The organism is Blautia sp. AF19-13LB (assembly GCF_003479105.1).
GTDB classification, from domain to species: domain Bacteria; phylum Bacillota; class Clostridia; order Lachnospirales; family Lachnospiraceae; genus Fusicatenibacter; species Fusicatenibacter saccharivorans.
In genome coordinates, this window is the sequence record NZ_QUGO01000008.1 from 133,128 (window position 1) to 145,364 (window position 12,237).

Annotated in this window: 13 protein-coding genes and 3 pseudogenes; 12 read left to right on the plus strand and 4 right to left on the minus strand. The window is 35.0% G+C overall.

The features are described 5' to 3' along the window. Positions 1-12 precede the first annotated feature (12 nt). The 4 genes and pseudogenes from DWX32_RS10260 to DWX32_RS10275 all read right to left on the minus strand — a co-directional run. A pseudogene (locus DWX32_RS10260) lies at positions 13-141 on the minus strand (antirestriction protein ArdA); the annotation flags it as partial. A gap of 60 nt (positions 142-201) precedes the next feature. Then, positions 202-693, minus strand: coding sequence for an antirestriction protein ArdA (locus DWX32_RS10265; RefSeq protein ID WP_117805231.1), 492 nt, complete (start codon positions 691-693; stop codon positions 202-204). An 82-nt stretch (positions 694-775) separates the two neighbouring features. Then, positions 776-1,104, minus strand: a pseudogene (locus tag DWX32_RS20730) (type II toxin-antitoxin system RelE/ParE family toxin). Continuing rightward, the gene (locus tag DWX32_RS10275; protein ID WP_029471590.1) at positions 1,101-1,409 is read right to left on the minus strand and encodes a type II toxin-antitoxin system RelB/DinJ family antitoxin; all 309 of its coding nucleotides are present in this window, start codon (positions 1,407-1,409) and stop codon (positions 1,101-1,103) included. The pseudogene DWX32_RS20730 and the gene DWX32_RS10275 overlap by 4 nt, the downstream one beginning before the upstream one ends. A 389-nt stretch (positions 1,410-1,798) precedes the next feature. Between DWX32_RS10275 and DWX32_RS10280 the strand changes: the two genes are divergently transcribed. The 12 genes and pseudogenes from DWX32_RS10280 (at position 1,799) to cls (ending at position 12,156) form a co-directional block, all read left to right on the plus strand. Further along, positions 1,799-2,353 carry an RNA polymerase sigma factor gene (locus DWX32_RS10280; protein ID WP_005334762.1) on the plus strand — a complete coding sequence of 185 codons (555 nt, stop codon included), beginning with the start codon at positions 1,799-1,801 and terminating at the stop codon, positions 2,351-2,353. Beyond that, complete coding sequence (locus DWX32_RS10285; protein ID WP_092073367.1) at positions 2,343-3,098, plus strand: hypothetical protein; 756 nt, start codon at positions 2,343-2,345, stop codon at positions 3,096-3,098. Before DWX32_RS10280 ends, DWX32_RS10285 begins: the two co-directional genes overlap by 11 nt. Next, positions 3,089-3,955 (plus strand): ABC transporter ATP-binding protein, encoded by an 867-nt coding sequence (locus DWX32_RS10290; RefSeq protein WP_118659932.1) that lies wholly within the window; start codon positions 3,089-3,091, stop codon positions 3,953-3,955. Before DWX32_RS10285 ends, DWX32_RS10290 begins: the two co-directional genes overlap by 10 nt. 4 nt (positions 3,956-3,959) lie before the next feature. Next, positions 3,960-5,126 (plus strand): ABC transporter permease subunit, encoded by a 1,167-nt coding sequence (locus DWX32_RS10295; protein WP_092073365.1) that lies wholly within the window; start codon positions 3,960-3,962, stop codon positions 5,124-5,126. Positions 5,127-5,270: 144 nt separating this feature from the next. Beyond that, entirely contained in the window at positions 5,271-5,798 is a 528-nt protein-coding gene (locus tag DWX32_RS10300; protein ID WP_029471585.1) for a hypothetical protein, read from the plus strand. A gap of 63 nt (positions 5,799-5,861) precedes the next feature. Next, positions 5,862-6,125, plus strand: a complete 264-nt coding sequence (locus tag DWX32_RS10305) for a hypothetical protein (protein ID WP_029471584.1) — start codon at positions 5,862-5,864, stop codon at positions 6,123-6,125. A gap of 255 nt (positions 6,126-6,380) precedes the next feature. Further along, complete coding sequence (locus DWX32_RS10310) at positions 6,381-6,557, plus strand: helix-turn-helix domain-containing protein (RefSeq protein ID WP_003864535.1); 177 nt, start codon at positions 6,381-6,383, stop codon at positions 6,555-6,557. Between the two features lie 120 nt (positions 6,558-6,677). Then, positions 6,678-7,667 carry a helix-turn-helix domain-containing protein gene (locus tag DWX32_RS10315; protein ID WP_044954635.1) on the plus strand — a complete coding sequence of 330 codons (990 nt, stop codon included), beginning with the start codon at positions 6,678-6,680 and terminating at the stop codon, positions 7,665-7,667. A gap of 1 nt (position 7,668) precedes the next feature. Beyond that, positions 7,669-9,060: a tyrosine-type recombinase/integrase gene (locus tag DWX32_RS10320; RefSeq protein ID WP_171027973.1), complete on the plus strand. Its 1,392-nt coding sequence runs from the start codon at positions 7,669-7,671 to the stop codon at positions 9,058-9,060. Between the two features lie 161 nt (positions 9,061-9,221). Continuing rightward, positions 9,222-9,437 (plus strand): hypothetical protein, encoded by a 216-nt coding sequence (locus tag DWX32_RS10325; RefSeq protein ID WP_226977413.1) that lies wholly within the window; start codon positions 9,222-9,224, stop codon positions 9,435-9,437. A gap of 797 nt (positions 9,438-10,234) precedes the next feature. Then, a pseudogene (locus DWX32_RS10335) lies at positions 10,235-10,561 on the plus strand (GTP pyrophosphokinase); the annotation flags it as partial. A gap of 35 nt (positions 10,562-10,596) precedes the next feature. Beyond that, positions 10,597-12,156, plus strand: coding sequence for a cardiolipin synthase (gene cls / locus DWX32_RS10340; protein ID WP_055225912.1), 1,560 nt, complete (start codon positions 10,597-10,599; stop codon positions 12,154-12,156). Positions 12,157-12,237 lie beyond the last annotated feature (81 nt).

Here is a 12,237-nt window from a genome sequence, read left to right on the forward strand (position 1 = left end):
GACGTTTACCTACTCTGCATTTAAGCCGATATGTTCTGCAATTACTTCTTCGTCCAATGGAAAAGAGAACCAGTCCCCGACCAGTTCTTCCTCATTGTACTTGCCAAGATTGGCTATATAGACTTGCATATCATCAATCATAAGCGGTCACTTCCTTTCACTCATCGTATTCATAAAATCTGCCATAAGCAATACCCACCATCAGAGCTTGAACATACCATTGTTGCAGACCGCATAACGTCCTTTTTCTTCCGGTTCATGGACGTAGGCTTCCAGATTAAAATATTTCTTTCCCTTTTCGGAGAGAGCAAAAAAATCAATGTTATGTTCCAAGCGGTAACGGGCAACGTCCATGATGTTGTGGCACTCTGGATAAAACAGAAATTCTTCTGATTTCTGCAATAAATCCTCTACACCGCCACAATAGGAAATCAACTCTTTATAAGCCAGCTGAACTTCTGGCGATAAATCCGTGTAAGCAAAGTACAGCTTGTTTAACCGTCTGACAGATGTTGTCCTTACAATGTCGCCAGCAAAGGGGAGCTTCATATCAATGATTTGATAATCGCCACTGTCAGCTTCCACGCCGAGCAGGTCACGGAACAGCTCATAATCAATGGGTAAATCGAACCAGCGAGAGGTTTTATCCTCTGCTGATTTGGTCGTTTCAATCAATACGCTACATTCTTCCATCGTAATTCAGCCCTTTCTTTTTAATTTTGAATATGAAAAAAGCAGTCGATCATAAATGAAAGGCTGCTTTAAATCATATCCTTTATTGCTTTGTGTGGAGATTTAACTGATTGTCTATGTCCCGTCCGGCATACATTACTCTAAGTATTGTTACAACTTTTTTATCGCTGTCTGGAATATAAAGTACCACATAATTGTCTACTGGTAATACACGAAGTCCACGACTTTTCCACGGTTCTTTTTCATATTTTCGATAACGCTCCGGCATCGTATCCAGACTTAATATCTGTTCTTCCAGACGGTCAAGCTGTCCGCTTGCATTTTCCGGCGATTGTAATTCAAAAGAAATATATTCAAAATCCCTCTCAAATCACTGTCAGCCTGTTCGGATAATTCTACTTCATATATCATAAGCCATAATCCTTGCGAATGTCAGCAAATGCTTTCTTCGCATTTTTTGTCCGTCCAGCCTGCATATCCGCATATCCTTTCTCCAATTCTTCATTGAACTCTGCTTCTGATAATGTGCTGATATCAACAGGTCTGTCAGATGGTATTTTTACTTCAAACGGAAGTCCTCTCTGTAAGATAATCTGTTTATAAAACATATTGATAGCACTGGAAGCAGGGATACCAAGTGTAGACAGGATACTTTCTGCTTTTTCTTTGACATCTGGTTCAATCCTTGCATATAAATTTGCTGATTTTGTAGCCATATAAAACATCTCCTTTCGTGAGTAGTATTTCCATCTATCTTTATTATATGCAAATGTCCGCACAATAGCAATACTAATTTTATGCTCCAATAATCTTATTGAATAACTGTAACAATACATCTTTTACGCCGGACGCATTGAATACAAGACCAACGGCTACTAAGGCAACTACCAAGAATCCGATAAGTTTGGAAAACTCACGCTTACAGGATAATCGAACTACTGCATACTAACCGCCACAGGGAACTCCTAATCCCTTGCTCATGAGGGGAAGAATAGTTTATCATATTGTAAAAAAATATAAAAAAATATAAAAAGTTTTTGTGTTTTTAAATGATTTGTTAAGGTTAGTTGTTTATATATAGAGAAGAATAATTAAGAGAAAAGTGATGGATATGATACAAGACTGGATGATAATAAACAAAATTAAGATGGGAGATCCTGATGCATGGGATATTTTAGTACATAAATATTATGATAGTGTGTATTTTTATTGTGTTCGCAGATGTTATGGAGACTGCGATATAGCTTCTGATTTAACACAGGATATTTTTTTAAAATTGGTAGAAAGTTTACCTAGATACCGATTCATAGGAAAATTTCAAAATTATCTATACACTATGGCTGTCAATACTTGCAATAATTATTTGAAAAAAAGACATATTGAGCAAATAGAACTCACAGATAATTTTACAACTGATTTAGACACTTCATTGATTGATGAAATATTACATGATGAGAGAAAAGAAACGGTTCAAAAAGCACTTGATTTACTTCCTGAAATACAACGAGAGGTTGTGATACTACGGTATTATCACGATTTAAAGGTAAAAGATATTGCGACAATTACTGGCGTGGGGGTATCTACTGTACAGTCACGTATTTATCAAGGCCTTAGAAAATTAGAAAAAGTTTTAGAAAGAGAGGAATTTTATGATGGATAAAAAAGATATTATATCGAAATTGGCTGGTTATAAATTAGAAGGTGATATAGAAGGACGTGAAAAAACCATCGAATTAGGATATGAAATAATGATTAGACTTGGAATGAGTCGACATTCTTACTTTGAGCTATTCCTGTCAACTTTTCGCTTCATACATGTTCATACTTGGATAATTCAATTATTCATCTTTCTATCAGGGATAACTATGGCATTAAATTTTAAAAATTTACAGCCGATAAGTGAAATAATGTTATGCATTACAGGTGTAATATTCATTTCGGCTTTATTTTTTTTAGATGAATTATTCAAAAGTTTTACTACAGGAATGTGGGAATTGGAACAGACATTCAAATATGATTTGCGACAACATATTATGATGAAATTATTGATTTTTGGCATTATTGATATGGTAATTGTTATTTTGCTTTCTCTTATGACTAAATCTATAGTATCTTTGCCTTTGTATCAGATATTAGTCTATGTACTTGTTCCATACAATATTGTTTGCATTATTTTATTTTCGCTTATAACTATATGGAGAAAGCAATTACATAATTATTTCCTATGGTGTATATCGGGAAGTATTTGTGTCGCAGTTATTTTAATTGCAAATATCTTTAAAATATATGAAATCCGAATGCTTTATTGGGGAATAGCATATTTCATTACAACGACAATATTAGGGATTATCTTATATTCTCAAACTAAAATAATCAAATGGGAGGTAGCTTCAGTATGGAATTAACTATTAATAATATAACAAAACAATATGGGAATGTAACTGTGCTTGATGATGTGTCGTATCGATTTACTCCTGGAATTTACGGAATATTAGGTGCTAATGGGGCGGGTAAAACAACTTTATTTCGTATTATTTGTGGACTGATGAGAGCAAATTGTGGAAATATACAATATGACCATAAAGATATTGCTCTGCAAGCAGAATATTATCGCTCGATTCTTGGATTCTTACCACAAGATTTTCGATACTATCCTGATTTTACAGGATTAAATTTTATGATGTATATCGCTTCATTGAAAGGCTTAAATGGGAAAATAGCAAAAAAGAGATGTTTAGATTTATTGATTCAGGTTGGCTTAGATGATGTGAAAAATAAAAAAATCAGAAAGTATTCTGGCGGAATGAAACAGAGACTAGGTATCGCTCAAGCAATGATTAATAATCCGGAAATTTTAATATTAGATGAACCTACGGTAGGGCTCGATCCCAAAGAGCGAGTTAAATTTAGAAAACTGATAAGTTCGTTTGCATCAGAAAAAATAGTATTATTGTCTACACATATTGTATCAGATATAGAATATATAGCAGATAAAATCATTATTCTAAAAAAAGGTAGAATTGAAAATACAGGCACAATAAGATATTTGTTGAAAGATATTAACAAGTGTGTATGGGAATGCCTGGTTCCAGAAAAAGAAGTAAATCGAATTGAGCAAGTATATACAGTAAGTAATCGTAAATATGGAGAAGACGGAGTTGTTCTTCGACTTATTTCAAGGGAAAAACCTTTTGCAAATGCGAAACAAGTTGATCCGGTTTTAGAAGATTTGTATTTGTTTTATTTTAGAGAGGGGGAATGAGAGTATGACATCGCTAATTAAGTTTGAACTTGGGAAAATATTGAGAAACCGAACTGTATTTGGTGGGATTGTTGTAGGATGCTTAGTCCTTCTGGGGATTTTTTTTGTTGGGTATCACTATTCACAGCTATCAATGAGTGAAGCGAGTAATAAGAAAAAGGGGTTTGAAAAGAGCCTCGATGTAATAATAGATGAAAAATATTCTGGAGAGTTTACAGATGAAAAAGTTAAAATGATTCTGTCTGATTCTATGAATAATTTCCAAGAGAATGAAGAGCAAAAAGTTGTTAATAAGCCTTTTTATCCATTTTATTGGGAAATGGGAGATACTTTTTTTTCAAAAGATGCCGAAAATGTTTATTCAGAAATGATTGAACAGGTTAATAAAGGCCAAAGATTAACAATAGAAGACGTGGATTTATATTCATTGGACGAGGTTGGATTTAAAAAATTTGATACTCCTTTGACATTAGGAAATTATGTTCCATGGACAGACTTATATCGAGTACTTGGATATATATATGCTCTTTTGTCCATAATTACAATATTGGTATCTTCCATAGTGTTTTCAGATGATAATTCTAAAAATATCAATCAGATTCTGTTAGTTACAAAATATGGAAGAAACAAAATGATATTTGCTAAATTGATTGCGACAAGTATTATTACAGTGAGTTTATTTATTATTTTTCAATTGGTCAACATAGGTGTTTTCTCTACAATGTATGATATGAGCGGATGGAATTCAGACATACAAACAAATTTGTCGTTGGGATTATTTGACTTCCCTTTGCAATATAACCATATTCAAATATACTTTTTAATTCTTGTCATGCAATTAGTTGGTATTGGATTTGTTGAGAGTGTAACATTGTTAATATCAGCTCTTATGCATTCATCTATGTCAGTATTAGCTGTTTCATTAGGGGTATATATATTACCATTATTGCTGGTGCAAATGATAAAAACAGGGGTAGGTAACAAAATTTTGTATTTGTTTCCAATAAATAATTTGAATGTACAAAATATATTAGGTATTCTATATTCAAAAGATGCTTTTTTCTTCCATTCCTTCTTCATTAATATAGGATTTATATTTATTTTTCAGCTCTTAATACGAGTAGGGATGCAACTATATTGCTTTATTTATATTAAACATTGGAAGTTTTAATGATTTTTTCAATGAAAATGCAATTGAAGAAAAAATATGATATCATGTGAGTAACAAATCGGAATTGACCGAGTTCTTTGAGTGAGATACACTTCTTGGACGAAGGGAAGGAAGAAGAAAAAAGTACTTTAGAGGTATTATGGAATGAGTAATAAATTGGTTAAGCACCAAGAACCAAAAGAAATATTAACTGGAAATCAAAAGAAAATTTTGTTTTGGATTTGTTTCATTATTTTAAGTATAGCTTTCATTACAGTCTGGATAAATATACTTTTGACATCTAAAGCATTTAATACACAAATGGAAGAGATGGTACTGGGAGAAGATTACTATATGGAGGATATTGTGATTACAGGTAAAAGGGCTGAAGCTGCTTCGGCTGATACGATATCTCGGAATTATTTCTTCTACTACAACAATGGAAAAGTGAATGATTATCACAAGCGAATGCAAGTACCGGGATTTGTATATTCGGAATATAATGTAGGAGATTCCATAGCTGCATATACCACAGACCATGTTAGTTATTCTTATTACAAGTATGGGATTCTTCCGGATACAGAGTATACAAACAATGAATTAATGAAAGTGGCTGGCGTATTGCTTGGAATTGGAATATTTTTATTGGCTTTGTTTGGGGTATTAAGTAAGAAAATGAATTACAAGAAGTAACCAACTTCCCGTTTATTGGGAAGTCGCAGAGAACGAAAAATCGGTATTTGTGGGGTGGTGAATATGAAAAAGAAAATTTTAAAAGCAGTTTTAGGTATTCTTATTTGTTGGGGGATTTTTGTTGCTATTGAGGGATTTCGTTTGATTGGAAGCACTGACCCAGGAAAATGTCCGCTTATAACACTTGGAAGCACACAAACTGCGGATGAAATTGCTGATTATGGAAGTTTAGGATTTTCACAAACATATCATCTGACAAACGGCGATGCATTTGTATATGGTGAATTTCGAGTTTGGGGAATCAGAATTGCAAGATGGGAGAGTTAAATTCAAGTTTGTTGTTTTAAAAATGAAATAAAGTTCCAGTAATCATAGAGTGTATGGATTCAATTCCATATGCTCTTTTTCTTTACTTAATTTCATGAAAAATGTAAAAATCTAATGTTACGAGTTGCATTAAAGAAAACTCGTAAGAAAAAAGTAAAAAAATTTGCTTTTGACCACTGTAAAACATGCTCTGAGCGTTTCGTTATATGAAGGGATAATTTTTCTTTCATATTTCAAAGAAAAGAGGATAAAGAAATGTCAGAAAAAAGATGTTATACAGTTCAAGAGTTACAGGAAATCTTAGGAGTCAGCAGACCTACTATTTATAACCTTTTAAAGAAAAAGGAATTCCGGTGGATCCAGTTGGATGGCGGAAAGTATCGCATCTCTAAGAAGAGTTTCGATGACTGGCTCGATAACTTGGAACAATAAAAAACAGGGTGTTGATCAGGCAGATTTTGTCTGCAATCGACATCCTAAATTTTTATCTGGATTTGAGATATGATATAAGAAAAAAAACTAACACTAAAAAAGACAGGAAGTGAAGAATAAATGGCAACAGCAATTATGAAACAAAAAGAAGTTCCGGAAATGGACGATGTTGAAGAGATCATTTCAAAGATATCAGAAGACAGTCCTTACAAACGGCGTCCGACACAAAAGAGAACCTGGATGACCGTGCCGGAAATGGGAAAGCTGCTGGGATTAAAAAAGACAGATCGATACTGGCTGGTGCATAAAAATGTTTTTGAATCTAAAGAGATTGCTGGAAAGATACGAATCAATATTGCCAGCTTTGAAAAATGGTACGCCAATCAGATTAAATACCATAAAGTTACCGGAGAAGAACCAGGGAAAGAATTGAAATCCTGGTCCTATTCCGTTAAGGAAGTTGCGGATCTGTTGGGTGTTGATGAGTATCTTGTTTATGATTTACTCAAGAAAAATCAAATGGAAGCTGTTATTGTCGATTACTGGAAACGAATACCAAAAGAATCTTTTCAGAACTGGTATAAAAGCCAGTCCCGGTATCGAACAAAGGAAGACAGAAAAAAAGACGCTCTTCTGGAAGATGCAACAATTACGATGCCTGAGATGGCACAGCTGCTTGGAACAACCAGAAGCGCAGTATATACAATTCTTGATAATCCAAAGTATAGTCATTTTTTTGAATTCATTGTGATTGCAGAAAAGAAAAGGATCACAAAAGAGAGTTTTCGAAAATTCCTGGAAGGTCAGGATCGGTATAAGCTGGATCCATCGAATGATTATGAAGAACTTGCACAGGAACAAAATATTGCCCTGGCTAATTTCCGGCGGAAGAAATTATCACAGACCGGAATACGAGGAAGCAATGGAAATATAAAGTATCTTACTTTTGATGAAGCTTCCTATCTGGCAAAGGTCAGCAGAAGCATGATCAACAAGTGGGCGGATAAAGGAAAGTTCACAGTAATAAAAGTTGGCAGTCGAGTTAGGATCCGTCGGGATGAATTTGAGGACTGGATGGAGCAAAGAGATTTGGAAAGGAGTATGCAATAATATGGCATCTATAAGAGAACGAAACGGAAAATTTAATGTAATCTATTCTTATACGAATGAAAAAGGTGAGAGGAAACAGAAGTGGGAAACCTATGAAACGAAAGCCGAAGCAAAGAGAAGAAAAAAAGAAATTGAATATAAAAAAGAGATGGGATCATTTGTCGTCCGTAAATGCAAAACACTGGACGAGCTTATTACAGAATATGTTGCACTTTATGGCAAAGAAAACTGGGCGCTTTCTACATATGAAGGAAATGTCTCTCTTATCAATAACTATATTCTTCCGATCATTGGTGATACGAAACTCTCAGAGATCAATACCCGTTTCATCGAAAGATATTATCAGAGTCTTTTGAAGAGACGTGCAGTTATCAATCCATTGAATAAAACCAGTCGAAATGAATTTGTATCTTCCAGTACGGTCAGGGATATTAATAAGCTGCTTAGAAACTGTTTTGAACAGGCAGTGAAATGGGAGTTGATGGAGAAGAATCCTTGCACCCATGCGACTGTACCAAAACATAAATCACAAAAAAGAGACATCTGGACAGCGGATACATTGATGTATGCGCTCAGTGTCTGTGAAGATGAACGATTAAAGCTCGCAATTAATCTATCTTTCTCATGTTCCCTGCGACTTGGTGAGCTGCTTGGTCTTACCTGGGATTGTGTAGATATTTCTCATGAGGCAATTGAAGAAAACCGTGCATATGTCTTCATCAACAAAGAATCACAGCGTATAAGAAAAGAATCTTTAAATGCATTGGATGGAAAAGATGTGTTGTTGGTATTTCCGACAAATCATAAGAAGAATTCTACGGTCCGTATTCTGAAAACACCGAAGACAGAAAGTAGTGTACGTAAGATATTCTTACCGAAGAGCGTTGCTAATATGCTTGTAGACTGGAAAGCTGAGCAGGATGAAATGAAAGAAATCCTGGGTGACGAATATATGGACTATAACCTGGTTATGGCAAGTACCTTTGGTCTTCCTCTTGGTGATGGAGCAATCCGTGGCCCTTTAAAGAAATTGATCGAGGACTATAATCTCCCACCGGTTGTATTTCACAGTTTTCGTCATAGCAGTGTTACTTATAAGCTGAAACTGAATGGTGGAGACATCAAGGCGGTACAGGGTGATTCTGGCCATGCTCAGGTCAATATGGTTACAGATGTGTACTCTCATATTCTGGATGATGACAGAAGGAAAAATGCAGAGCTTTTTGAAGAAGCATTTTATGAGAAAAAGAATCTGGATCCACAGATGCATGTACAGCAGGAAAATAATAATACTACTGTTGCTGATGAAGTCGATCCGGAACTTCTGGCAAAAGTATTGGCGAATCCAGAGATGCGGGCATTGCTCAATTCACTGGCGAAGACGATGAAGTAATGAAAAATAGTGAAAAAATAGTGTAATTTTAGTGAAAAAACGATTCATAAAACGATATAATATATGGATGAAATGAGGATATTTATTGTGTATATGGATATTCTATCTCCATCATTTGATGATAGAATGACGGAGATAAATCTGAAATGAAGGAGATTCCTATGAGAGACTTTGATTTTATTGTAAGTCCTGCGAAGTTGTTAACACCTGAAATTGTTCAGATGGTTAGCAGCATCCATGAACATAAAGGCAAACAGGAATTATTTCTCGAAGCCAATGTAGATGAATTGAAAACACTCTTAGAAGTTGCATTGATTCAGAGTACGGGAGCATCCAACCGAATCGAAGGTATATCTACTGGTTATGTCCGTGTTTAAAAATATGAAAGCAGCTTATAAATTTGCCAGTCAAAAACGCATGGACAAACCGTCTCGTATGCGTTATATTATTTATAGACAAGAAAATATCTTGTACTTATGATAGGAAAGTTTAATTGAATACTGTTTACCATGATCGAACGTACGAAGCATGGTGGTCATATAACAGATGTCGATGGTAATATCAAGGCATTCCCCGATTATTAGCTGGGGCAAACAATCAGCTAGCTTTCAGAGCTTTACAGAGCTTGACAGAGGGGGTATTCAGAATAACTCGAATTGAATCGGAAACAGTTTTATATAGTGTCCCATATGGGTTTACCTTACCTCAGATTGACAGAGAGTGACAATAGGTTGGAGCTCTCCTAAGCGAGGGGTCGGAGGTTCAAATCCTCTTGGCGACGGGCTTCAAAGCGTTCGAAAATGTTAGCTGGATTAGCTGACAACGAACGCTTTTTTTGTTTTCTAATCACGTTCGTGACATGATTTTCCATTCAAAATGATCAATTACCAGCTAACGCAATCCGATTTTTGTTAGCTGACGGCTAATCAAAATCACCTGTTTGCAAACATGGGTTTCAGGAAGTCCAGCTAACATTTGGGTTTCGCTCTGTTGTCACCCCTTATTTGGGGATGGATACCTGGTTTGAAAAACTGATGGAGAAATAATCTGGGAAAATAGTTTAAAGTTTACATGTTATGATCATGTATGAAGTTGGAACAAAATAAAAGAATTGTGCTATACTATTGTTCAAGAAAAAACTCATTGACATATTTCAATCTATTTAGGAGGATAACAGCATGATATTAAAGTTATTGAAATAAAAGATTATATAAAAAATCCAAAATCGAATGGTTATCGAAGCTATCATATGATTGTTGAAATACCAGTATTTTTTGCTAAGGGTAAAACACCTATGCGTGTAGAATTACAGATTCGAACCAATGGTATGGATTTCTGGGCAACATTGGAACATCAACTTCGCTATAAAAAAGGAATTGAAGAAATGCCTGGCTATGATGAGATAAGTGAAGAATTACTTCATTCTGCAAGAGCTATCATTGAAGCAGATAATGAACTGCAGAGAATAAAAGACAAAATTGGTATGTTACACGAAATTTAGGGAGAAAACTGAGCAAGTAGGAAGGTGGAATATATATGAAACAAGATACTTTAGAGGGCAAAGCAAAAACAAAAAATGGGGTAAAACGGCTGTGCTTTTCCATAATCTGCATTCTTCTGGAAGTGATTTTTATTATTACTATCGTAACACGCTTGAATGAATATGCAGAAATCATAAATTTATTTACAAGGATTTTGAGTGGGATCTTGGTTTTGGGATTGTACGCATCAAATAAGACATCCTCTATGAAAATGCCTTGGGTCATCTTAATTCTAATTTTCCCAATTATGGGTGTAGGCCTGTATTTGTTGATTGGTTTGAATGGCGGCACACATAAAATGCGTGAGCGATATGCAGAAATTGATAGCAAATTGTTACCAATGCTCCCGGACAGTCAGGAGTGTTTGAGCAGAATAAAAGAAACAATTCCGAAAGCAGGAAATATAGCAAGTTACATACAAAGAAATTCGCAGTATCCAATCTATCAGAATACGGATATTGTGTATTTTGATGAAGCAGTGAAAGGATTAGAGGCACAGCTTAAGGATTTGGGGAAAGCACAGAAGTTTATCTTTATGGAATATCATGCGATAGAAGACGCTGAAGCATGGCATAAGATTCAAGATGTTCTGGAAGAGCGAGTAAAAGCAGGTGTGAAAGTTAGAGTATTCTACGATGATATGGGTTCTATAGGCTTTATTAACACAGATTTTGTGAAAAAGATGGAGGCAATAGGAATTCATTGCCGTGTATTCAATCCGTTTATGCCAGGTTTAAATCTGTTTTTGAACAATCGTGATCATAGAAAAATAACAGTTATTGATGGAAAAGTCGGATTTACAGGTGGATATAATCTAGCAAACGAATATTTTAATTACACACACCCGTATGGACAGTGGAAAGATACAGGTATTCGTTTAGAAGGAGATGCTGTTCAGTCGCTTACGGTGACATTTTTGGAAATGTGGAATGCAGTAAGTGATAAGGATGCTAATGATTCTGATTTTAGTAAATACCTTTTCCACTATGATTATGCGGCACAGCAAACTGGGTTTGTTCAACCTTATGCAGACAGCCCTATGGATAATGAGCAAGTAGGAGAAGAAGTTTATATCAGTATGATAAATAAAGCTGAAAAATATTGTTGGTTTATGACTCCATATCTAATCATAACAGATGAAATGACGCATGCGTTATGTCTGGCTGCTAAGCGAGGGGTAGACGTAAGAATTATCACACCTGGTATCCCTGATAAAAAATTCATTTATAATATAACTCGTTCTTTTTATCATGGATTGGTTAAACATGGTGTTCGTGTTTATGAGTGGACTCCTGGTTTCTGTCATGCAAAAATGAGTGTGGCAGATGACTGTATGGCAACTTGTGGAACAATTAATCTGGATTATCGAAGTTTATATCACCATTTTGAAAACGGCTGTTTTATGGCAGATTGTCAGGCAGTTGTGGAAATAAAAAATGATCTGATAAGAACGATGGGAGAATGTCGTGATGTGACAGACCAATATCAAACCGGACGAAGTGCATATTTGCGACTGGGACAATTATTTATGAGATTATTTGCTGGATTGCTATAAGAATCTGATGAAACGACCTTTCAAAAAACAGTTGATTTAGAAGTTAACTGTTTTTGAAAGGCCGTTTTTACTATATCTAAC

Coding starts and splice junctions, on each gene's coding strand:
- DWX32_RS10265 (WP_117805231.1), bottom strand. CDS start 693: ATGGAAGAATGTAGCGTATTGATTGAAACGACCAAATCAGCAGAGGAT.
- DWX32_RS10275 (WP_029471590.1), bottom strand. CDS start 1,409: ATGGCTACAAAATCAGCAAATTTATATGCAAGGATTGAACCAGATGTC.
- DWX32_RS10280 (WP_005334762.1), top strand. CDS start 1,799: ATGGATATGATACAAGACTGGATGATAATAAACAAAATTAAGATGGGA.
- DWX32_RS10285 (WP_092073367.1), top strand. CDS start 2,343: ATGATGGATAAAAAAGATATTATATCGAAATTGGCTGGTTATAAATTA.
- DWX32_RS10290 (WP_118659932.1), top strand. CDS start 3,089: ATGGAATTAACTATTAATAATATAACAAAACAATATGGGAATGTAACT.
- DWX32_RS10295 (WP_092073365.1), top strand. CDS start 3,960: ATGACATCGCTAATTAAGTTTGAACTTGGGAAAATATTGAGAAACCGA.
- DWX32_RS10300 (WP_029471585.1), top strand. CDS start 5,271: ATGAGTAATAAATTGGTTAAGCACCAAGAACCAAAAGAAATATTAACT.
- DWX32_RS10305 (WP_029471584.1), top strand. CDS start 5,862: ATGAAAAAGAAAATTTTAAAAGCAGTTTTAGGTATTCTTATTTGTTGG.
- DWX32_RS10310 (WP_003864535.1), top strand. CDS start 6,381: ATGTCAGAAAAAAGATGTTATACAGTTCAAGAGTTACAGGAAATCTTA.
- DWX32_RS10315 (WP_044954635.1), top strand. CDS start 6,678: ATGGCAACAGCAATTATGAAACAAAAAGAAGTTCCGGAAATGGACGAT.
- DWX32_RS10320 (WP_171027973.1), top strand. CDS start 7,669: ATGGCATCTATAAGAGAACGAAACGGAAAATTTAATGTAATCTATTCT.
- DWX32_RS10325 (WP_226977413.1), top strand. CDS start 9,222: ATGAGAGACTTTGATTTTATTGTAAGTCCTGCGAAGTTGTTAACACCT.
- cls (WP_055225912.1), top strand. CDS start 10,597: ATGAAACAAGATACTTTAGAGGGCAAAGCAAAAACAAAAAATGGGGTA.